This is a genomic window from Fulvimarina endophytica (genome assembly GCF_003403015.1).
Lineage (GTDB): Bacteria > Pseudomonadota > Alphaproteobacteria > Rhizobiales > Rhizobiaceae > Fulvimarina > Fulvimarina endophytica.
Genome location: NZ_QURL01000001.1, coordinates 50,877 through 73,448 on the forward strand (window position 1 = coordinate 50,877; position 22,572 = coordinate 73,448).

The window sequence follows — 22,572 nt, forward strand, 5'->3', positions numbered from 1 at the left end:
TGGACAGAGTAGGACAGTTTTGGCCGCCATCCAAGCTTTGGATGCCGCGTCGGGAGGAATAATGGAACAGTCGACGGATGCTCTCGGCGAGGGCATGAACTCGCGCCTCGAAGGCTATCGCAACAAGACGCCGCAGGAGCGACTGGGCGTGCTCGCGACAAGTTGCGGCCTGTCCGACGCCGACGTTGCCATCCTCGGTCAGCCTGGCGCCCTCGACGACGTCCGCGCCAACGGAATGATCGAGAACGTCGTCGGGACGTTCCAGCTTCCGCTCGGTATCGCGACGAATTTCAACATCAACGACCGGGACTATCTCGTTCCGATGGCGGTCGAAGAGCCTTCGGTGGTCGCGGCCGCCTCCTACATGGCGCGGATTGCCCGCGACCATGGCGGCTTCAGGACGTCATCGACGCTCCCAATCATGCGGGCGCAGGTTCAGGTGCTCGGCATTACCGACCCGTTCGGAGCGCGCACGAAGCTTCTTGGCGCACGCGAGCGCATTCTTGAGATCGCCAACAGCCGTGACGCCTTCCTGGTCAAGCTCGGCGGCGGCTGCAAGGACATCGAGGTCCATGTCTTCCCGCAGACCGCGCGCGGCCCGATGGTCGTCCTGCACCTTCTCGTCGACGTTCGCGACGCCATGGGCGCGAATGCGGTGAACACGATGGCGGAGGCCGTCGCGCCGACGGTCGAGGAACTCACCGGCGGGTCGGTGCGCCTGCGCATCCTTTCCAATCTCGCCGACCACCGCCTGTCCCGCGCGATGGTGCGCATCCCGGAATCCGCGCTGGCGACCAAGGAATTCTCCGGCCGGCGCATGATCGACGGGATCATGGAAGCCTACGAACTCGCTGCCATCGATCCCTATCGGGCGGCCACCCACAACAAGGGGATCATGAACGGCATCGATCCCGTGATCGTGGCGACGGGCAACGACTGGCGCGCGATCGAGGCCGGCGCTCACGCCTATGCGGCCCGCAATGGCCGCTACACCTCGCTATCGAGTTGGGAGGTGGACAATGATGGCGCGCTGGTGGGAACGCTGGAGATGCCGATGGCCGTCGGGCTGGTCGGCGGCGCCACGAAGACCCACCCGGCTGCCCAGGCGGCTTTGAAGGTCCTGAAGGTCGCAAGTGCGCAGGAACTCGGCGAAGTGACCGTCGCCGTTGGGCTGGCGCAGAACATGGCCGCCTTACGTGCGCTCGCGACGGAAGGCATCCAGCGCGGTCACATGGCTCTCCACGCCCGCAATATCGCCATCGTCGCCGGGGCGGTGGGCGACGAGATCGAGAAGGTCGCCGGCGAGCTCGCCGCGGCGCACGACGTCCGCACCGACCGTGCGGAGGAAATCCTGGCAAGGTTACGCGGGGAGGCGTGACGAGGTCTGTAGCGCCCGTCGCGGCCTGAGCAATTGAAAAGAGGAGGAATTATCAATGTTTTATAAAATGACTCGTCGCTCCGTCCTGAGCTTATCGGTGGCTCTCGCCGCGCTCTCGCTTTCGGCGGCTCCGTCCTTTGCGCAGGAGGAGAAGGTTTCCTGGCGCATGCAGGCGCTCTGGGACGGCGGAACGACCCCGCAGAACTACGAGCAGAAGTTCGTCGACCGCGTTGCCGAGCTGACCGACGGCAATTTCGAGATCGAATTGTTCTCGGCCGGCCAGATCGTGCCCCCCGCCCAGGCCTTCGACGCAGTGCGCGGCGGCGCCTTCCAGCTGATGAAGACCTTCGACGGCTACGAAGCCGGCAAGATTCCGGCGCTTGCCTTCACCAGCACGATCCCATTCGGCTATCCCGAGACCCAGCAATACGAGGACTGGTTCTACGAGCACGGCGGCCTCGAAATGGCTCGCGAGGCCTATGCCCCGGCTGGCCTGTATTACATCGCGCCGACGATCTACGACCAGGAGCCGATCCACTCGAAGGTCCCGATCGAGACCGTCGCCGACTTCTCCGGCAAGAAGGGGCGCTTCGTAGGGCTAGCCTCGAGCGTCATGAGCACATTTGGCGTCGCGGTCTCGCCGCTGCCGACGAGCGAGGTCTATTCCGCGCTGGACAAGGGACTTATCGATCTTGCCGATCGTGGTGACCTGCAGGCCAATCTCGACGCCGGTCTCGGCGAAGTCGCCAAGTACATTATCCTGCCGGGCGTCCACCAGCCGACGACCGCAACGTCCTACGTCGCCAACAAGGCGGCCTACGATCAGCTTCCAGACACCTACAAGGAAGCGCTCGCGACTGCCGCCCGGGACATCTCCAAGGAGTATCAGGAGGCAAAGACGAAAAGCGACAAGAGCGCGCTCGAGGCGTTCAAGGAGCAGGGCGTCGAGGTGATCGAACTCAAGGAAGACGACGTGAAGGACGCCCGCTCGAAGGCGGTCGAGGCATGGCGCGTGGCCACCAAGGACAACGAACTCGCGACCCGCATCCTCGATTCGCAGATCGAACAGATGCGCGAGCTCGGCCTTATCGAGTAGTCCTCTCCCATCACGTCCCGGCGGGCGGTCGCCCGGCAGCCGAAATCCATCCAGGGAGGGACCGATGCCTCACGTCCTCGGCGCTTTCGTGCAAGGGGTGACGACCGTCAATCGCCTGCTGTTCAAAGCTTGCAGCCTGCTCTTGCTGGTGATCGTCCCCGTCATGCTCTACGCGGTCGTGGCGCGATACGGCTTCAACACCCCTTCCGACTGGGGTCTCGAACTCGCGACACTTCTGTTCGGTCCGTATTTCCTTCTAGGCGGGCCTTATCTTCTCCACATCGGCGGTCACGTGAATCTCGATCTCGTCCGGCAGGCCGCGTCGCCGCGGCTGAACCGCATTTTCGATCTGATCAACTATCCGGTGATCGCCGCCTTCGCGGCGGTCCTTCTCTACTACGCCTGGCCCTTCGCGGTGCAGTCCTACGACCTCGGCGAGACGTCCTACACCTCCTGGAACCCGATCATCTGGCCGGTGAAGTTCGTCATCCCCGCCGCGCTGGTGCTTCTGTTCCTTCAGGCCGTGGCGGAATGGTTCCGCCTCCTGTTCAACGATCTGGCACCGCCTGCCGGTGCGGGTGTCGAGGAAGGTCTATGAGTTCCACCGGCATTCTGATCCTGATGTTCGCGGGGCTGACGGCGTTTCTGCTGACAGGCCTGCCGGTCGCTTTCGTGCTTGGCGGCCTGTCGGTGCTGTTCACGGTCCTCTTTTGGGACCAGAGCGCCCTGATCATCCTCGTTCTGCAGATCTTCGACACCATGCGCTCCGAGGCGCTGCTGGCGATTCCGCTCTACATCTTCATGGCGGTGATCCTGCAGAAGTCCGGCATCATCGAGGATCTTTACCGGGCGATGGAGCTGTGGTTCGGCCGCATCCGTGGTGGCTTGGCGATCGGCACCGTCGTGATCTGCGTTGTCATGGCGGCGATGACCGGCGTCGTCGGCGCGGCCGTGACGGCGATGGGGATCCTCGCCTTGCCGGAGATGATGCGGCGAGGCTACGACGCACGGCTCGCGACGGGCACGATCTGTGCGTCCGGCACGCTCGGCATCCTCATTCCGCCGTCGATCCTTACGATCGTCTATTCCGTCACGGCCCAGGTCTCGATCGGCAAGATGCTGATAGCCGGTATCGTGCCCGGCATTCTGCTCGCCAGTCTCTACATCGCTTATATCGTGATCGTTTCGCGGTTGCGGCCGCAGCTCGTGCCCGATGTCGCCGACATCCCGAGGGCCAGCATGATTGAGAAGCTGCGCGCGCTGCGCACGCTCGTCCTGCCGACGCTGATCATCGTCATGGTGCTCGGTTCGATCTTCTTCGGCATCGCCACGCCGACTGAGGCGGCGGCCGTCGGCGTCTTCGGTGCGGCGATCGCAGCAGCGACACGGCGCCATCTCACCTGGACCACACTGTCTGAAAGTTCGCTCGTGACGCTGAAGGCGACCGCGATGATCCTGTGGATCACCATTGGCGCGAAGGCCTATGTCGCGATCTTCACCGGGCTCGGGGGCGCGGATGCACTCCTCGGAACGATTCAGTCGCTCGAGGTCAGCCCCTATCTCGTCCTTGCCGTGATGATGCTTATCCTGGTCTTCCTCGGCACCGTACTCGACGAGATCGGCATCATCCTCCTGACCGTTCCCGTCTTCCTTCCGGTCGTCCGCTTCCTCGGCTTCGACGAGATCTGGTTCGGCGTTCTCTACGCCCTGACGATCCAGATGGGCTATATCAGCCCGCCCTTCGGCTACACGCTCTTCTACATCAAAAGCACGCTTCCCAAGGACGTCGGGATGGGCCTCGTTTATCGCGGGATCCTGCCGTTCTTCGTCCTGCAGGTCGTGGGGCTTCTGATCTGCGTGGCCTTTCCCCAGATCGCGACCTTCCTGCCGGCGCTGATGTCGAACTGACCCGAGACGGTTGACCGCTCGGGGGGCGACCAGGCCGAACATGAGCCACCGCGCCCCAACGCTGAACGGCGAGCCTCGCCGCAGCGGTGAGGGTACGACCCGAGCGCTCAAGGCAGCGGGAAACAGAGCAACAATGGGAGGAAACCGAATGAAGACGTCATCCATGATCACGGTTGCCCTGGCCGCGGGTATGCTCGCTGCCATGCCGGCCGGAGCACAGGAGAAGAACGCCGCGCTGCCCTCGCTCGAATTGCCCAAGGCGTTTCTGAGCAAGGTTCCCCTGCCGGTCAGCGAAGCCGATCTGCCGACGGTCGAGGCTGTGGAGTACTTCAAGGTTTCGGCAGAAGCTCTTCAGCTCGAATGTCCCGTGTTCACGGCCGAGGGTGATCTGCTCTTCTGCGAAGTGTTCGGCGGCCGCGTCTACCGGCTTACGCCCGACAACGAGCTTTCGACGGTCCTCGGCAAAAGCGAGCTGCGGCCCGCGGGATTGGCGATCCACGATGGCCGCGTCTACATGGCCGAGCTTGGAGACTTTTCAGAGCACGGATCGGTGGTCTCGATGGCGCCGGACGGCACGGACATCAAGGAGATCGTTCCGCGTTCGGCCGGCTATCTTCCGGACGATCTGGTCTTCGACGACAAAGGCGGCTTCTACTTCACCGATTTCAAAGGAGGGTCAAGCAGCCCTGACGGCGGTGTCTATTACGTTGGCCCGGAGGGTGGTGACCCCGTGTCCGTTCTGCCGAACCTGAAGATTGCCAACGGCATCGGCCTCAGCCCGGACGGCAAGACGCTCTGGGTGACGGAACTGGCGGGCGGCAAGTTGCACAGGGTCTCGCTTGCCGATGCCACCACCATCGCCCCCTTCGGCGCGCTCGTCACCTATACCTTCACCGGAGCTGGACCGGATTCGCTCCGCATCGATGCCGAAGGCAACGTCTATGTCGCCATGTATGGGCAGGCGCGGGTGCTGGTCTTCAATCCTCTGGGCCTTCCCATCGGCCAGTATCTTCTGCCGGGGCGGGACGAGGGACATAATCTGCGATCGACTTCGATGGCGATCCGACCGGGAACGGACGAAATGCTGATCCTGACCAATGACTGGGATCAGGGTGAAGGCTCGACGATATTCGCGGTGAAAGCCTTGGCTCAGGATGCCTCTGGCCCAGGAACTAGAAAGTGAAGCTTGGTCCGGACGCAGCTGAGCGGATGGCGTTGTGACCTTTTGCCCATTTCGATGGGCCGGGACGACCTCGCCTGCACTTCAAACGCTGATGGTCCGCGATCGAAGGTATTGCGGACGGGAGGCCCAGAGATCCTTCGCCGGAGCAGAAGACGGACGCCATCGCGAGTTCGTAACGGACCTGCAATCATCCGCCGGCCGGTCGCAGGAAGGCGCTTCGTGAACGAGACTTGATCGCTATTCGTTCGACAGACCGCTTCGGGAGACAAGATGAGGTCACACGGAGCCGAATGATCAAGCCATTGATCGAACAGGAAGTCAGAGACATGCCGATGCTGCCGACCGCATGAAGACCGTTCTCCTCTCGACCGCCGGACTCGCCGTTCTCGTCGTCGCGGCCTTCTTCGCTTTCGCCTTGTCCCCGGAGGAGATCGAGGCCGTCGAGCGCCCGGCAGCGGACAGCTTCGATGCGGGCCTCGTCGCGAAAGGTCGAGACCTCGCGGCGCTCGGCAATTGCCTCACCTGCCACCGGAGCGAGGGCGGCGCGCCTTATGCTGGCGGTTACGGCGTCGAAACGCCCGTCGGCACCATCTACGGCTCCAACATCACGCCCGATCCCGAGACCGGCATCGGGCGCTGGAGCGAGGCGGCCTTCGTCCGCTCCATGCGCGAAGGGCTCGGCCGCGAGGGCGAACATCTCTATCCCGCCTTTCCATATACGCACTTCACACGCGTGACCGATGGCGATCTCGAAGCGCTCTACGCCTTCCTGATGACGCGCGAGGCCGTGGCGAAGACCGTCCCGGACCCAGACCTTCCCTTTCCGATGAATGTCAGGCCTCTGCTCGCGGCGTGGAAACTTCTCTTTTTCGATGAGGGCGCAGCCCCGTTGGAAGGTGTGGATGACGAGCTGGAACGCGGCCGCTACCTCGTCGACGGGCTCGGCCATTGCGGTGCGTGCCATACGCCGCGCAACCTCTTCCTCGCCGAAAGGTCCGACGCCTATCTGCGCGGCGGCGAAGCGTCGGGCTGGGCCAATCCCCCGCTGGCAGGCGATATTCACTCGCCGTCGCCCTGGTCCGCCGATGAGATCACGACCTATCTGCGCGGCGGGTTCGCCGAGACCCACGGGACCGCCGCTGGCCCCATGGCCGAAGTCGCCGCGCAGCTGAAGGATGCCCCCGCAAAAGACGTATTGAGCATGGCCACCTATCTCGTATCCCTTCAAACGGGAGTGGAGACGCCGTCTGCCAATGGCCAGGAGAGGCCGGCCCAAAGCGAGCGCGTCGTACTCGGCGAGACCCTGTATCGCGGCGCATGCGCCCGGTGCCACGAGGCGAGCGGCGAGGGGGTGGCGTTCGCACGAGGTTCGTCGCAAGGCCTGCCGCTCTCCCAGTCGACCGCACTTCATGCGCCGGATGGACGCAACTTCGCGCAGTTCGTGCTCTACGGCGTCGAGGCGCCTAAGGGTGAGGCCGGCTGGCCGATGCCGGGCTTTGCCGACCTCCTCACCGACGAGCAGATCGCTGCGATCGCCGACTATCTGCGGCACGATCTCGCCGGTCAGCCCGCCTGGGACGACATGACGGGGCGCATCGCCGGCATCCGGTCGCAAGGAGAGAGCGGCCAGTGACGCCGTCGGGAAAGGGAAGGATCGGATCATGGTCGCAATGACTGTCAATGGCGCGGCGGTGTCGGTTGACGCCGACCCCGAAACGCCGCTCCTCTACGTTCTGCGCAACGAGCTGGAGCTCAACGGCGCGAAGTTCGGCTGCGGGCTCGGTCAATGCGGCGCCTGCACGGTCCTCGTCGACGGCAAGGCGGCGGTCTCCTGCATCCTGCCGATTGCAGCCCTCGAAGGGCGAGCCGTCACGACGCTCGAAGGGCTCGGCACCGCCGAAGCGCCGGGGCCGGTGCAGGCCGCCTTCATCGAAGAACAGGCGGCCCAGTGCGGCTACTGCATCCCGGGTATGATCATGCGGACGGCAGGTCTTCTCGCTGAGACGCCCGAGCCGAACGACGAGGAGATCCGCGCGGCCCTTCAGCCCAATCTCTGCCGCTGTGGCACGCATATGCGCATCCTGCGCGCGGCCCGGCGCGCCGCAGGCAGGCCTTCCGAAGAGGACAATTTCGCCTTCGTGGGCTCCAGGCCGAACGAGGAAGGAGCGCCTTCGTGACCCATTCTCGCTCCTCGTCCTCCATTCTTCCTGCGATCACTCGGCGCGGTTTCGTCGCCGGCGCGGGAAGCCTCACCCTCTCTTTCGCGCTCTCCGGCAGGGCGGCGGCCCAGAGCGAGGAGGCGGGCGTCGTAGACCAGACGGCCGAGCTCCCCGGCAGCCTGTCGAAGGCGCCGTTTCTCGACAGCTGGATCAGGATCGAGGCCGATGGTGCGATCACCGTATTCACCGGCAAGGCCGAACTCGGCCAGGGCATCCGCACGGCGCTTCACCAGATCGCCGCGGAAATGCTGAAGGTCGATCCGCAGCGGATCGAACTGCGGACCGCCGATACGGATTAGACACCGAACGAAGGCTACACCGCCGCGAGTCACTCCATGGAGGAGAGCGGTTCGGCGATCATGAACGCGGCCGCCGAGGTGCGGGCGATCCTCGTTCAGCGGGCCGCCGAGCGCCTTGGGGTCGAGACGGAGAGGCTCCGGGTCGAGGACGGCGTCGTCGTCGGGGGACCCGAGGACATCGCCTACGGTGCGCTCGTCGACGGCGAGACGCTGCATGTGCGCTACGAGGGGCGCGGCAGGCGGGCCGATCCGGCGAGCTACCAGATCATGGGGACGTCGTTCCCGCGAACCGACATTCCGGCCAAGCTCACCGGCGCGCCGGCCTATGTGCAGGATCTGCGCCTGCCGGGCATGGTGCATGCGCGCGTCGTCCGCCCGCCGGTCTACGGCGCGAGGCTCGCCGAGTTCGATCGGGCCGCGGTCGAGGCGATGCCCGGCGTGACGGCGGTCGTGCGGAACGGCAACTATCTGGCGGTCGTTGCAAGCGGCGAATACCAAGCCGTCGAAGCCAAGCGGGCGGCCGAGGGCGCGGCCAGGTGGAGCGGTGGCATCACGCTTCCCGAACGCTCCAAAATCTACGATCGGCTCCAGGCCTCGGCCGCCGAGGAGACGGTGATCCACGGGACCGATGCCGGCTCCGGTTCCCCGGTCAAGCGCCTCGAAGTCCGCTACACACGGCCTTTCCAGATGCATTCCTCGATCGGCCCGTCCTGCGCGGTCGGCTTGTTCGAGGACGGAAGGCTTACCATCTGGACCCATACGCAGGGCGTCTACCCCGATCGCAAGGCGATCGCCGAGCTTCTCTCGATGGAGGAGGGCGCGGTTCGGCTCATCCACATGCCGGGCGCCGGCTGCTACGGCCATAACGGAGCGGACGATGCGGCAGCCGATGCCGCCCTCATCGCGACCGCGCTGCCCGGCCAGCCGGTGCGCGTCCAGTGGATGCGCGAGGACGAGCATCTCTGGGAGCCCTACGGCTCAGCGATGGTGGTGGAAGCGAATGCCGGGCTTTCTGCGGAGGGGAAGATCGTCGACTGGACCTATGACGTCTGGTCCTATCCCCATTCGACACGGCCGGGCGGGGCAGGGAACCTCATCGCAGGCAACCTCGTCGCCGATCCGTTCAGGCTGACGCCGCCGACGAATATTCCGCAACCGGCAGGAGGCGGCGACCGAAACGCCGTCCCGCCCTACGACATTCCCGGGGCGCGGGTGACGAAGCACTTCGTCACCGACATGACGCTCCGCGTCAGCGCGCTGCGCGGGCTCGGCGCCTTCATGAACGTCTTCTCGCTGGAGAGCTTCGTCGACGAACTCGCCGAAGCGGCAGGGGCCGATCCGGTCGCGTTCCGGCTCGCCATGCTCGATGACCCGCGTGCAAGCGACGTCGTTACCGCAGCGGCGACGGATTTCGGCTGGGACGGCTGGACGGCGCCCATGCCCGGCTTCGGACGTGGTTTCGCCTACGCCCGCTACAAGAACCTCGCCGCCTACTGCGCCGTCGCGATCGAACTCCAGGTGACGCCAGAGACCGGTGAGATCCGCATCCACCGTGCGGTCTCCTCGGTCGACAGCGGTCAGATCGTCAACCCCGATGGCGTGCGCAATCAGATCGAAGGCGGGATCGTGCAGTCGGCGAGTTGGACGCTTTTCGAGGAAGTCCTGTATTCATCCGACAGGATCGAGAGCCGGGACTGGTCGGCCTATCCGATCCTTCGCTTCGATGCCGTACCCGCAAGCGTCAGGGTCAGGCCGATCGACCGGCCGGGCGAGCCGTTCCTCGGCACGGGCGAGTGCGCACAGGGCCCGACGGCCGCAGCGATCGCCAATGCCCTAAGGAACGCCACCGGCGTGCGCATTCGCGATCTGCCCTATTCGCCAGAACGGTTGCGGGCAGTTCTTCAGGACACTTGATCGGCACGAGACCACTGGCGAAAACCCGAACGCGTGTCGACTTCAGACGCAGGCAGCGAAGTTCATGGCTGCGTTGGCAAATTCTCATAAGGGCCCGAAGCCGTCGGACCGCGTCCGCGCGTCGGCTTCCTGGGCGCCGATCGGCTCGCCTGGATGGTGAAGGCAACGGTTCGGTTTCAGCCGGGCTAGTCGAAAAGCCGCCGCATCCGGACAGAGTTGGCTTCTCAGTTCGAAGGCGCACCAGTGCCGGTCGGGATGCGGGCGATGACCTTGATCTCGAAGTCGAACCCGGCGAGCCAGGTGGAGCCGATCGCGGTCCAATTCGGGTAGGGTGCCTGCGGCAATGCTGGCATAGCGAATACGGGTCGCAACAGTCGAATGCCGATCCCCGAGGCGCAGTGCGCCGACATTCGTTTCCTCAACGGCCTCGAAACATGGTCGTCAGGCTTGCTCCAGAGCCCTTCCGCGACTGGCCGGCACGGACTTCGCGCCTCGCGAGGAACCCTGTCCCGCATTCGGTTCCCCCGATGCCCGCTTGACGAAGCGGCGGATCGAGAAATGCGAGGCGCGGATATCGAGGGTGATCGCACGGCGTGCAGCCGCACCGTCCCGGCGCGCGATCGCTTCGATGGCGTCGTCGTGGATCTGGACGCCGATCTGGAACAAACGTTCGAACAGGGCGTCGTCCTGGCGCGCGGAGGCGAGGATCGGGCCGGTGCGAAGCCAGAGCGTGGAGACGATCTCCAGGAGCGGTGGCAGACCCGCCGCAGCGTAGACTTCAAAGTGAAACGCCTGGTTCCCGGCCAGCGCACTGTCGAAATCGCCCGCATCCGAGGCTTCGCTGATGGACCGGTTGATCTCGCGCAGTCGCTCGAGCAGGTCCGGGTCCTTCCAGGTGAGGGCGGCTCGTTCGCTCGCATATCCCTCGAGCTGCATCCGGATGCGGATATAGGCTTCGTGCTCGGCGGCGACGTAAGGGGCGACCCGAAGGCTGCGCGGCCCGGACTGTTCGACGGCCCGCTCGGCGATGAGGCGGGCGACCGCATCGCGCACGGGCATGGGGCTGGTTCCCAGAACGTCCGCCAGTCCCCTGATCGAGATCGTCTCTCCCGGCAGAAACTCACCCTTCAGGAGGCCGAGCCGCAGGGTCTGGTAGACGCGCTCCTGAACCGTCGTCAGGTCGACGGGTCCAAGGCCACTCTTCTTCTGCGCGTCTACGATCAAGGCGAACTCCAACCTGTGGTGATGCGGCACGGCCCGGTGAGGCTCGTCCATGCCGTGATGAGGACCTACACTAAGCCGCGACGGACCAGACCGCCACCAGGAACGATAACAAATTTTCGATGTGTGATCACAAATCAAACATATTTTCAAACCGTTCGAACCGGTCTATACGGTTCATGCGCTGGGAGGCGCAGCCCGATCCGATAGGTCCGGGCCTCTGCCGGAAGAGGAGTTCCGGCGAAATTTTGGGAGGAGAACGCTCATGAAGCATTTGACCCTGGTGGCGACGGCGTCCGTGGCAGCCCTTGCGACATCGATCGCCCATGCCGAACCGCTGCGTATCGGCATCATCGAGAGCCTTTCGGGTGCGCAGACCTCGACCGGCCGCCTCTACGCCAATGCAGTGAAATACGGCGTCGATCGCATCAATGAGGCGGGCGGCTTCAATGGCGAACCCGTCGTCGTCACTGAATACGACAATGCCGGCGGAGCGCCGGAGGCGGCCGACAAGTTCCGGCAGGCCGTCGCCGACGGCGTCGACATCATCGTCCAGGGTGCCTCGTCCGCGATCGCCGGCCAGCTGACGGAGGATGTGCGCAAGCACAATATCCGCAATCCCGGCGACGAGATCCTGTTCATGAACCTCGGCGGCGAGGCCATGGAGCTGACCGGCGACAAGTGCCAGTTCTACCATTTCCGCTTCACGACCACCGCCCCGATGCGCGTCAACGCGCTCACCTCGGCGATGAAAGAGGCCGGCGACCTCGGCACGAAGGTCTACGCGATCAACCAGAACTATTCCTGGGGTCAGGACATGCAGGCCGCGATCGAAGCGGCCGCGCCCGAGGAAGGTTACGAGGTCGTCGGCGAAGTGCTGCACGACGTCAACAAGATCCAGGACTTCGCGCCCTTCGTCGCGCGCATCAAGTCGGCCGCGCCCGATACCGTGATCACCGGCAACTGGTCGAACGATCTCCTGCTGCTCATGAAGGCGACCGGCGATGCCGGGCTCGACGTGACCTTCGCCACCGCCTTCCTCGATCAGCCAGGCAATATCGCCAATGCGGGCAAGACCGCGCTCGGCCACTACATCGCCAACAACTACGACAACGCCGCCGGCGACGGCACCTTCGCCGAGACCTATCGCCAGGCGACGGGCCATCTGCCGATCTTCGTGGAAGGGCATTCGGCCTTCGCCATGGCTCAGCTTCAGGAGGCCTTGAAGGGGCTCGATTTCGCCGGCGGTCCGATCAACGTCACCGAGATCGCGCTGGCGCTCGAGAACTCGACCTATGACAGCCCGGTCGGGCCGATCTCCATCCGCAAGGAGGACCACCAGTCGATCCGTCCGGTCGTGGTGTCGAAGGTCGTCGAGAACCCGAAATTCCCGGCCGAAGGCACGACGCTGGGTTTTGCACCGGTCAAGATCGTCGAGGGCAAGGACGCGATCTATCCCGTGCAGGAGAGCTGCGAGATGGATCGCCCGGAGGGCTGATCGCAAGAGGTCGCCGGGTCCGGCAGGCATCCAGCGCCGGGCCCTTCCTCCTGTTCCTTTGCCGGAATCACCATGGAATTTGCGATCATCTCAACGCTCAACGGCGTGACCTACGGCCTCTTGCTGTTCATGGTCTCGGCCGGCCTCACGCTGATTTTCGGCATGATGGGCGTCCTCAACTTCGCGCATGCCTCCTTCTACATGCTGGGCGCCTACGTCGCCTACGCGATCTCGCCCATCATCGGCTTCTGGGCCGCGCTCGTGATCGCTCCGCTCTTCGTCGGCCTCGTGGGCATGGGGGTCGAGCGCTACCTGCTGCCGCGCGTCCATAAGCACGGGCACGCTCATGAATTGCTGCTGACCTTCGGGCTCGCCCTCATCATCGAGGAGCTGATCAAGCTGTTCTTCGGCGACTTTCCGGTCAACTACCAGATGCCGGCGGAGCTCCGCTTTTCCGCCTTCACCATCTTCGGCACCGACTATCCCTTCTACCGCCTGTTCATCGGCGGGGTCGCCGTCGTGATGTTCACGACGCTCTGGCTGCTCCTGACGCGCACGCGCACCGGCATCGTCGTGCGCGCTGCCGAACGTCTGCCGCATATGGCCGAGGCCCTCGGCCACAATATCCCGCTCGTCTTCATGTTCGTGTTCGGCACCGGCGCCGCACTCGCAGGCCTTGCGGGCGCCGTCGCGGGCGCCTTCTATCCCACCAATCCCAATATGGGCATCGAACTCGGCGTCATCGTCTTCGTCGTGGTGGTGGTCGGCGGCCTCGGCTCGCTCAAGGGCTCGCTCCTCGCCTCCCTGCTGATCGGGCTCTTCTCCTCCTTCGCGGTCGGGCTCGACTGGTCTCTGGCCAGCCTTCTCTCGCTCGTGGGCCTTGGCGACTAGGCCCGTTCCATCGGTGGTCTCCTGACACTGGAGCTCTCGTCGGTGAGCGCGACCATCCCCTTCGCCCTGATGTTGATCGTCCTGCTGGTGCGTCCGGCCGGCCTTATGGGGGAGCGCAACTGAGATGATGTCCTTCAGATCCGTCCTTCTCCTCGCAACGCTTCTCGCGCTGCTCCTCGCGGTCCCGCCGCTCCTCGACCTTGCCTGGCAGAACGCGCTGGTCAACGTGCTGATCGCGAGCCTCTTCGCGCTGGCCTTCAATCTCCTCGTCGGCCAAGCGGGCCTCCTGTCCTTCGGCCATGCGGCCTATTTCGGGGTCGGCGCCTTCGCGGCGCTTCATCTGATGATCGCGATCGAGGACGGGCTTGCCTTTCCGACGCCGCTGGTGCCGCTGGCTGGCGCTGTCGTAGGCCTGGTAGTCGGTCTCGTCGCGGGCTTTTTCGCGACCAAGCGCTCGGGCGTCTACTTCGCCCTCGTCACCCTTGCGATCGCGGAACTGATCCACGCTCTGGCGCCGCGTCTGGAAGGCCTGTTCGGCGGAGAATCGGGCATCGGCTCGATGCGCATGCCCTTTGCCGGCATCGTCTTCGGCTCGACGATCGAGGTCTACTATCTCACGCTCGGCTGGGTCCTTTTCTGCGGGTTGGGTCTCTATCTCTACACCCTCACGCCCTTCGGGCGCCTGACCCTCGCGCTGCGCGACAACGAGCAGCGCGTGCGCTTCCTCGGCTACGACGCCCATTCCTCCAAGGTCATCGTCTTTGCGATCTCCGGCATGGTTTCGGGGGTTGCAGGGTCTCTCCTCGCCATCTCCAACGAAACCGCGAACTACTCCCTCTTTGCCACGGATGTCTCCGCCCAGGTGGTGCTCCAGACCTTCGTCGGCGGCTCCACCGTCTTCTTCGGCCCGGTGATCGGTGCGGCGATCTTCGCGCTGTTCTCCTTCCTCGTCTCGGACCTCACGCGATCCTGGGTGTTCTACCAGGGGCTGATCTTCGTCCTGGTCATGCTCTACGCGCCGACGGGGATCGGCGGGGCGATCCAGCATCACATTCGCCATCGCCGTCAGCTCGACTGGCCGGCTCTGGCCGCTCCCTATGCGGCCATGCTCTTCGGCGGCCTTCTCGTGGCGGCCGGCATCGTCTTTGCGACGGAGATGGTCGCGGTGATGTTCGGCGAGGATTATGCCCGTACCCGGGAGGCCGCCGGCGGCGCCCTCATCCCCTTCGAGCTCTTCGGCGCGACGTGGAGCCCGACCGGCCCTTCAACCTACCTGATCCCCCTCGTGCTTCTCGGCGCCGGGATCGCGATCCTCGTAAAAGTCCGCCGCCGGATCGATGCCGTCTGGGCCGCACGGGGCGAGCAAGGATCGAAGACCCAGACACTCGCCACCACGGGAGGCATCCAGTGAGCGCAGACACCAGAGTTCGGCCCGCGTTGAAGCTGTCCGGCGTGACGAAGTCCTTCGGGCCCATCGAGGTACTGAAACACCTAGATCTCGAGATCGCATCCGGTGAACGCCATGCGGTGATCGGCCCGAACGGCGCCGGCAAGTCGACGCTCTTCAATCTCATCTCGGGGATTTTCGCCCCCTCGTCGGGCGAGATATCCCTCAACGGGCGCTCTATCGGCGGAATGGCGCCCGAACAGATCAACCGAGCAGGGCTCGCCAGATCCTTCCAGATCACGAACATATTCCATCGCCTCAGCGTCTTCGAGAACCTGCGGATCGGCGTCCTCGCCCGCTTCGGCGTGCGCTACGGTCTCTTCCGCCCGATCTCCGGAATGCGCAGGATCAACGAGGAGACCGAGAAGGTGCTCGCACAGGTCGGGCTGGAATCGCGCGGACACGATCTTGCCGGCGACCTCACCTATTCCGAGCAGCGTGCGCTCGAGATCGGCATGACGCTGACGACGGGAGCCGATGTCATTCTCCTCGACGAGCCGACCGCCGGCATGTCGCGGGAGGAGACGGCCGAAGCCGTCGAACTCATCCGCGCGGTCACCGTGGGCAAGACGCTCCTGATGGTCGAGCACGACATGAGCGTCGTGTTCAGCCTGTGCGACCGGGTCTCGGTCCTCGTCTATGGCAGCATCCTGGCCACCGACACGCCGCAAGGCGTCAGCGCGAACCACGCGGTGCAGGAAGCCTATCTCGGTCAGGAGGCGGCATGAGCCTGCTAGAGGTGAAAGGGCTTCACGCCCATTACGGCAAGAGCCACATCCTGCACGGGATCGACCTGTCGATCCCGGAGGCTTCGATCGTCTCGCTTCTCGGGCGCAACGGCTCGGGGCGCTCCACCCTCCTCAAGGCCATGATGGGCCTCGTTCCGCCCACGGCCGGTACGGTGACGCTGAACGGCAGGCTGATCTCCGGGCGCCGCCCCTTCGATATCTGCCGCGAGGGCCTCGGCTATGTCCCGGAGGAGCGTCTGGTCTTTCCGAACCTGACGGTCGAGGAGAACCTCGTGATGGGCGTCCAGAAGGGCTCCGGCGCAGGGCATCGATGGTCGCTCCAAGAAATGTACGACTACTTCCCCCGCCTCAAGGAGCGCCGTGCGATCCGCGCCGGCTACCTGTCGGGAGGCGAGCAGCAGATGCTGACCATGTGCCGTTCGCTTCTCGGCAATCCCCGCGTTCTCCTGATCGACGAGCCGACCGAGGGTCTCGCGCCGCGGATCGTCGAGGTGGTGATGGAAGTGATCCTCGATATCGCCCGCCGGGGCGTCGCCGTCGTCCTCGTCGAACAGAAGCTGACCATCGCCCTGAGGGTCGCGCGGACGGTGATGGTCATGGGGCATGGCGAACTGGTCTTCCGGGGGACACCGGAGGATCTCGAAGCCTCCCCCGATGTGCGCCGCAACTGGCTCGAAGTCGCATGAGCCGCGCGATGCCGATAAGCCTCTTACCGAATTGGGGAGACCCGTCATGAGCCTCATGGAACGGATGCGCCCGAGGCCCGGCCTTCGCGTCCTCGTTACGGCGGGCGCGGGCGGCATCGGCTCGGCCATCGCGCGCGGCTTTCTGGAGGCCGGTGCGAAAGTCCTCGTCTGCGACGTGGACGAGGCCGCGCTCGACGCCTTCGCGAGCGCCTACCCGGATGCCTCGACCGTGCGCGCCGACGTCTCGCTGGACGCCGATGTCGCCTCGCTCGTCGATGCCGCTACCGAGCGGCTGGGCGGCCTCGACGTTCTCGTCAACAATGCCGGCATCGCCGGGCCGACCGGCGCGATCGACGAGATTTCCGTCGAGGACATCCGCCGTACGCTGGACGTCGATCTGTTCGGGCAGTTCCTCGTCCTGCGCCGCGCCGCGCCGCTCCTGCGTGCAAGCCCAGCGGGCGCGGTGATCAACATCTCCTCTGTCGCCGGTCGCCTGGGCTACGCCCTGCGCACGCCTTACGCCGCCTCCAAATGGGGCATTGTCGGCCTGACCGAGAGCCTTGCCAAGGAAATGGGACCGGACGGGGTGAGGGTGAACGCGATCCTGCCGGGCATCGTGCGGGGTGCCCGCATCGAGGGCGTGATCCGCGAGCGCGCCGAGGCCGCCGGGGTGAGTTACGAGGAGATGGAGGCGCGCTACCTCGCCAACACCTCGCTGCGCCGCATGGTGGAGCCGGAGGACGTCGCGTCCATGGCGCTCTTCCTGTGTTCGCCCGCCGGCGCCAACGTGTCGGGCCAGGCGATCAGCGTCTGCGGCAATGTCGAAACCATCTGAACGACTGATCGGGAGAGCCGTCCATGGCCGCAGCCGCACGTAAGGTCATCATCACCTGCGCGATCACGGGGGGCATCCATACGCCCTCGATGTCGCCGCATCTTCCCGTCACGCCGGACGAGATCGCCTCCCATGCGATCGAGGCCGCACAGGCCGGCGCGTCGATCCTCCATCTCCATGCCCGAAACCCCGAGGACGGACGCCCGACCCAGGATCCGGAGGTCTTTGCGCAGTTTCTGCCCCGCATCAGGCAGGCGACCGACGCCGTCCTCAACCTCACCACCGGCGGCAGCCCGGTCATGCAGGTGGAGGAGCGCCTCCAGCCGGCGCTGCGCTTTGCACCGGAACTCGCCTCGCTCAACATGGGCTCGATGAACTTCGCCCTGTTTCCGATGCTCGGGCGCTACGACAAATTCCAGCACGCCTGGGAGCCCGAATATCTGGAGAAGACGCGCGACGTCGTGTTCCGCAACACGTTCAAGGACATCGAGTACATTCTCCAGTCCTGCTCGGGCAATGGCACGCGCTTCGAATTCGAATGCTACGATACCGCCCATCTCTACAATCTCGCGCACTTCCTCGACCGCAAGCTCGTGACGCCGCCACTCTTCGTACAGACCGTGTTCGGCATTCTCGGTGGCATCGGCACGCACCCGGACGACATCTCCCACATGCGCCGCACGGCCGAGCGCCTGTTCGGCGACGACTATGTCTGGTCGGTCCTCGGCGCCGGCCGTCACCAGATGCCGATCACGACCATGGCGGCTTCCATGGGCGGCAATGTTCGGGTGGGCCTCGAAGACTCGCTCTGGGACGGACCCGGGCGCCTCGCCGAAAACAATGCCGTTCAGGTGCGCAGGATACGGGGCGTGCTCGAGGGGCTCGGCCTTGCGATCGCAACGCCGGCTGAAGCGCGCGACATCCTGAGCCTCAAGGGAGGCGATCGGGTCGGGTTCTGAATTCCGGCATCGTCCCGCATACTGCTTTCCGTTTTCGCATAGAGGAGGATGCATCATGCTTCGATATCCAGTGGCGGTCCTGACCGCGGGCCTGACGCTCGGCTTCGCCGGCGCAGCGCTTGCGCAAGCCCTGCCGTCCGCCGATCCCGGAAGCGTCGGCATGTCGTCGGACCGGCTGGACCGGATCGGCGACGCGTTTCAGGCGGAGATCGATGCCGGCGAACTGCCGGGCGTCGTCGTCATGGTCGCCCGGGACGGAAAGCTCGTCTATTCCACGGCGCTCGGGGACCCAGCGCTGGGCTCTGCGTATCGCGTCCTGTATCGTGCGGTGTATCGCAGATTAGTGTGATCGTTTCGGGCGATAGCCGAATTTGCGGAATTCCGGCTTAATTGACGGAGAGTCCCCCTCTCCACCATCTGTTTCTCATTTCGAACGCGGATAGGTCTCGTTCAGCCCCATGAACGGCATCGGATCGAGGTCGATCAGGGATCGACTGTTCACTTCCGCAAATTCACCTGTCGCAGCCGATCAGCATGGTGCCTGGTGTCCTCGATGCGTTCCGGCGGCATCTGGTTCCTGGGCAAACACGGTTGGAAGCGTGAGGTCAGTCACGGGGGCAAGATGAGGGGAGACCAAATGGCGCATGCCCGTCTCAAGCGGCCTTGCAAGGGCGTATTCGAGATATCCGATCGAGAATGGCGAGCGCCCAAGCGCACTCGATGAAACCGCGTCCCCTTCGACCGCTCCGCAAGCCCGATGTCGATTGAACGATTCATCGGATGGTTCGTTCGAGCAGACAAGCTTTGGGAGACCCGAACGTGCAGCATGTGAAGACGACGGCTGATTCCATCAGCAGAATCAAGCAGGTCTTCCCCCTGCATCCCATCGGCGCCGTCGCGGCTATGCTTGCCAGGCGCGCTGCCAAAGGCGGAAAACCAGTCGTCTACATCGCTGAAACCGGGCGGCGGCGGCAGGATATTCTTGAGCTGGCAAACCTTCTGGCCGAACCGGGCACGATCGCCGAATTTGCGGCTCCCGATGGCCTCCCGGGCGACGGGCTGCCGGTCAGTGCCGCCATCGCGGGCAACCGAATGGCGGTGTTGCGATGGTTGCTCGATCGCAGGGAGCGGCCGTCCGTCGTCGTCACCACGCCGGCCGCGCTCATTCGCCTCGTGCCTCCGCGATCGATCTGGACGGATCGCCACCTGGAAATCCGGGTCGGAGAGACCCTCGACACGGATCGGCTGGCGACGCGGCTGCGGGGTCTCGGTTACTGGCAGGACGAACGGGTCGACGAGGCTGGCGAATTTGCCTGTGGCGGCAAGGTCGTCGAGATATTCCCCGCCGCCGCCCCGCGCCCTTGCCGGGTCGAGCACGAGGAGGGTGTCGTCACCAGCATCCGATCCTACGATGCCGCAAGCCAGCGCTCCGTTGCCGAGACGGATTGCCTGATCGTCGATCCGGCGAGCGAGTTCGTAACGCTCGGCGACGACAGGCGAGCCGATGCCGACGAGGACGATCACGATCACGATCACGATCATGACGGCGACGACGGGGAAGGCTCGCGGACGCACGAATTTCTCTGCCGCCACTACGATGCCTGCGAAACCCTGTTCGACTACCTGCCGGAGGCCGAGGTGATCGTCGAGCGCAATGCGGACCTGCGTGCGGACGAGATTTTTAAAGCCCTGGGAGGATTGGATCGGGACAGCTCGACAGGCCGAGCGGTCGGGGCCGATCATCTTCGCCCGGAGGATTGGGACGGCATCGTCGCCGATCGGCTCGCGGCGCTCGTCGACAAGGTGGAGGCCGATCACTCCGTCCCGGACTTCGCCCTGGAGACCCAACCTTACAGGGCCTTCGCGGCGTTCGCGGCCTCCCGGCTCGAGGACGGCCATCGGATCGTCATCTCCGGCAGCGACGGCAAGGCCCTCACGGCGGCGAAACGGAAGGCGTCCAGGCTTCTCGATCGTGACGTTACGGACGCGGCCACCTGGCGCGATGTCCTCGACGCCGAACCATCCTCGGTCCTCGCCTTCGAGGCGCCGATCGTGGAGGGTTTCGTCGTTCCGGAAGGTCGCATCACCGTCGTCAGCCTGCACGATCTCGAAGGCGAGATATCATCCCCTCTGTCGAACGAGCGGACGGCGGGCTTTACCGCCCCGGTCGATACGGTCTTCATTGGCGACAGGGTCGTGCATATCGATCATGGTGTCGCGATTCTCGAAGGGCTCGCAACGATCGGAACGGATGAGACTTCCGCGGGCGCCGAGGAAGCACTCGTCCTGCGCTTCGGCAAGGACGAGACGCTCCTCGTTCCCTTAAGCGATATCGGAGCGATCTGGCGTTATGGCGGGCCCTCGAGCGAGGTGACGCTCGACACTCTGAAAGGACAAAGCTGGGCGAAGCGTCGTAACGCGGTGTTCGAGGCGATCTCGTCCACTGCCGAGGGGATGGTGCGACGACTGAAGGAAAAGGCGTCCGCGAAAGCGGCGGTGCTGAAGCCCGACCGCGTCTCATTCGAACGCTTCTGCGCGCGCTTTGCCTATGATCTGACACCGGATCAGAGCCGGGCCGCGAGCGAGGTGCTTGCCGACCTTTCCTCCGGTCGTCCAATGGACCGGCTCGTCTGCGGTGATGTGGGATACGGCAAGACCGAGGTCGCGTTTCGTGCGGCTGCTGCGGCGGTGTTCTCCGGCAAGCAGGTGGCGATCATCGCGCCGACGACGGTGCTCGCCCAGCAGCACTATCGCGAGTTCGTCAAACGCTTCACGCCCCAGGATATCGAGGTCGTTCGGCTGTCGCGCCTTGTCGATAAGGACGAGGCTGCAGCCGCGAATAAGGCTTTGAAGAACGGCACGGCGAAGATCGTCGTCGGCACCCATGCGATCCTCGGCAAGGAGATCGGCTTCAAGAATCTGGCGCTCGTCGTCATCGACGAGGAACAGCGCTTCGGCAGCCAGCACAAGGCCGGGATGCGCGCTTTGGCCGAGGGCCTCCACGTCCTTGCGATGACCGCGACGCCGATCCCGCGAACGCTGGAAGCGGGCTTCGTCGGCCTGAGCGATCTCAGCATCATCGCAACGCCTCCCGTCCGCCGCAGCCCGGTACGCACCGAGATCGGCCCGTTCGAGGACGAGGCGGTGAGGAAAGCGCTTTCGGCCGAATACGCCCGCGGCGGGCAGAGCTTCGTCGTCTGTCCGCGGATCGAAGACCTCGAGTCGATGGCGGCGAAGCTCGCCGAACTTTCTCCGGACCAGTCCGTGGTCACGCTGCATGGCCGGATGAAGCCCGACGAGGTCGAGGATTCGATGCTCGCCTTCGCCAACGGGCAATACGATATTCTCCTTGCCACGACGATCGTCGAGAGCGGGCTCGACGTCGCCAATGCGAATACGATGATCGTCTGCCATGCCGATCGCTTCGGCCTCGCCGAACTTCACCAGCTGCGTGGTCGCGTCGGGCGCGGCGTCAGCCGGGGGCATGTCCTGCTGACGACGGAGGCCGGCGAAGAGATCGGCGAGGAGGCGGGCAAACGGCTTCGCGCGCTTGTCGAGTTCGACACCCTCGGTTCCGGTTTCGACATCGCCGCACGCGATCTCGACCTGCGAGGGACGGGGGACCTTCTCGGAGACGAGCAGGCCGGCCATCTTCAGACGATCGGCGTCGCGCTCTATCGCAAGACGCTGGAGCGGGCGATCGAAGTCGCGAAGGGAAACCCCCAGAGCGACGATGTCCGTCCCGTGATTTCGGTCGGGCGCGCCCTTTCGATCCCGGCAGATTACGTGACGGAGGCGGACATGCGCATCGAGATCGCCAATCTTCTGGAACACGTGCAGTCGGCATCCGAACTCGACGATCTGCATGCGGAGATCGAGGATCGCTTCGGCCCCATGCCGGAGGGCCTCGAAACGAGCTTCGCACTCGCGAGGCTTCGCCTGCGCTGCTCCGAACTCGGGGTTGCGAAATTCGATCTTGGCCCGAAGGCGATCGCTCTCAGCTTCACGCCTTCGACCCTCGAAAGTCTCGAGCTTTCGAAGCTCGGCGAGGAAGACGGCATCAAGCGCTCGAAACAGCGACTGCTCTTCGAACGCCGTAAAGGTGAGGGAACCGCTCCGATGGCGGAGGCGCAGGACGTCCTCGACCAGCTCGAGCGCCTGCTGCATGCACCCGGTTGATTCAGACGCCCGCACCATGGGACTGCGGGCGTCGAGAGGCACGGATTCGACGGGAGCCTGATCTCGTCACGCGCGGGACCCGCGCATCCTCTTCCAAGCCGCAGCAGGCT

At 64.8% G+C, this 22,572-nt stretch carries 16 protein-coding genes and 3 pseudogenes; 17 read left to right on the forward strand and 2 right to left on the reverse strand.

Translation table 11 applies throughout. The features are described from left to right. The first annotated feature begins 61 nt into the window (after positions 1–61). The 8 genes and pseudogenes from DYI37_RS00230 (at position 62) to DYI37_RS00265 (ending at position 9,997) form a co-directional block, all read left to right on the forward strand. Positions 62–1,378 (forward strand): hydroxymethylglutaryl-CoA reductase, degradative, encoded by a 1,317-nt coding sequence (locus tag DYI37_RS00230; RefSeq protein ID WP_199520043.1) that lies wholly within the window; start codon positions 62–64, stop codon positions 1,376–1,378. A gap of 55 nt (positions 1,379–1,433) precedes the next feature. Beyond that, a complete protein-coding gene (gene dctP, locus DYI37_RS00235) occupies positions 1,434–2,474 on the forward strand; it encodes a TRAP transporter substrate-binding protein DctP (RefSeq protein WP_116681206.1) in 1,041 nt (346 codons plus the stop codon). Between the two features lie 64 nt (positions 2,475–2,538). Then, complete coding sequence (locus DYI37_RS00240; protein ID WP_116681207.1) at positions 2,539–3,072, forward strand: TRAP transporter small permease subunit; 534 nt, start codon at positions 2,539–2,541, stop codon at positions 3,070–3,072. Beyond that, on the forward strand, positions 3,069–4,382 hold the full coding sequence (locus DYI37_RS00245) for a TRAP transporter large permease (protein WP_116681208.1): 1,314 nt from the start codon (positions 3,069–3,071) through the stop codon (positions 4,380–4,382). The genes DYI37_RS00240 and DYI37_RS00245 overlap by 4 nt, the downstream gene beginning before the upstream one ends. Before the next feature lie 148 nt (positions 4,383–4,530). Continuing rightward, positions 4,531–5,565 carry an SMP-30/gluconolactonase/LRE family protein gene (locus tag DYI37_RS00250; RefSeq protein WP_199520044.1) on the forward strand — a complete coding sequence of 345 codons (1,035 nt, stop codon included), beginning with the start codon at positions 4,531–4,533 and terminating at the stop codon, positions 5,563–5,565. A gap of 346 nt (positions 5,566–5,911) precedes the next feature. Beyond that, positions 5,912–7,198, forward strand: a complete 1,287-nt coding sequence (locus DYI37_RS00255; protein ID WP_116681209.1) for a c-type cytochrome — start codon at positions 5,912–5,914, stop codon at positions 7,196–7,198. Positions 7,199–7,226: 28 nt separating this feature from the next. Further along, the gene (locus tag DYI37_RS00260; RefSeq protein WP_116681210.1) at positions 7,227–7,742 is read left to right on the forward strand and encodes a (2Fe-2S)-binding protein; all 516 of its coding nucleotides are present in this window, start codon (positions 7,227–7,229) and stop codon (positions 7,740–7,742) included. Continuing rightward, positions 7,739–9,997: pseudogene (locus DYI37_RS00265) on the forward strand (xanthine dehydrogenase family protein molybdopterin-binding subunit). The gene DYI37_RS00260 and the pseudogene DYI37_RS00265 overlap by 4 nt, the downstream one beginning before the upstream one ends. 224 nt (positions 9,998–10,221) lie before the next feature. Here DYI37_RS00265 and DYI37_RS00270 read toward each other — a convergent pair. Together DYI37_RS00270 and DYI37_RS00275 are read right to left on the reverse strand one after the other, a co-directional pair. Beyond that, positions 10,222–10,335 (reverse strand): annotated as a pseudogene (locus DYI37_RS00270) (RidA family protein); the annotation flags it as partial. Positions 10,336–10,438: 103 nt separating this feature from the next. Continuing rightward, positions 10,439–11,272, reverse strand: a complete 834-nt coding sequence (locus tag DYI37_RS00275; protein WP_116681211.1) for a GntR family transcriptional regulator — start codon at positions 11,270–11,272, stop codon at positions 10,439–10,441. Between the two features lie 211 nt (positions 11,273–11,483). Between DYI37_RS00275 and DYI37_RS00280 the strand changes: the two genes are divergently transcribed. The 9 genes and pseudogenes from DYI37_RS00280 (at position 11,484) to DYI37_RS00320 (ending at position 22,462) form a co-directional block, all read left to right on the forward strand. Further along, positions 11,484–12,716 (forward strand): branched-chain amino acid ABC transporter substrate-binding protein, encoded by a 1,233-nt coding sequence (locus DYI37_RS00280; protein WP_116681212.1) that lies wholly within the window; start codon positions 11,484–11,486, stop codon positions 12,714–12,716. A 72-nt stretch (positions 12,717–12,788) separates the two neighbouring features. Continuing rightward, positions 12,789–13,730 (forward strand): annotated as a pseudogene (locus tag DYI37_RS00285) (branched-chain amino acid ABC transporter permease). A 4-nt stretch (positions 13,731–13,734) separates the two neighbouring features. Further along, positions 13,735–15,018, forward strand: coding sequence for a branched-chain amino acid ABC transporter permease (locus tag DYI37_RS00290; RefSeq protein WP_116681763.1), 1,284 nt, complete (start codon positions 13,735–13,737; stop codon positions 15,016–15,018). Beyond that, positions 15,015–15,782, forward strand: a complete 768-nt coding sequence (locus tag DYI37_RS00295; RefSeq protein ID WP_116681213.1) for an ABC transporter ATP-binding protein — start codon at positions 15,015–15,017, stop codon at positions 15,780–15,782. The genes DYI37_RS00290 and DYI37_RS00295 overlap by 4 nt, the downstream gene beginning before the upstream one ends. Continuing rightward, entirely contained in the window at positions 15,779–16,489 is a 711-nt protein-coding gene (locus DYI37_RS00300) for an ABC transporter ATP-binding protein (RefSeq protein WP_116681214.1), read from the forward strand. The genes DYI37_RS00295 and DYI37_RS00300 overlap by 4 nt, the downstream gene beginning before the upstream one ends. Positions 16,490–16,535: 46 nt before the next feature. After that, entirely contained in the window at positions 16,536–17,324 is a 789-nt protein-coding gene (locus tag DYI37_RS00305; protein WP_116681215.1) for an SDR family oxidoreductase, read from the forward strand. 23 nt (positions 17,325–17,347) lie between these two features. Beyond that, on the forward strand, positions 17,348–18,283 hold the full coding sequence (gene kce, locus DYI37_RS00310; RefSeq protein WP_116681216.1) for a 3,5-dioxohexanoate:acetyl-CoA acetone transferase: 936 nt from the start codon (positions 17,348–17,350) through the stop codon (positions 18,281–18,283). Positions 18,284–18,338: 55 nt separating this feature from the next. After that, positions 18,339–18,632, forward strand: coding sequence for a hypothetical protein (locus DYI37_RS00315; RefSeq protein ID WP_147307836.1), 294 nt, complete (start codon positions 18,339–18,341; stop codon positions 18,630–18,632). A gap of 479 nt (positions 18,633–19,111) precedes the next feature. Beyond that, the gene (locus DYI37_RS00320; protein ID WP_158555043.1) at positions 19,112–22,462 is read left to right on the forward strand and encodes a DEAD/DEAH box helicase; all 3,351 of its coding nucleotides are present in this window, start codon (positions 19,112–19,114) and stop codon (positions 22,460–22,462) included. The last annotated feature ends 110 nt before the right edge of the window (positions 22,463–22,572 follow it).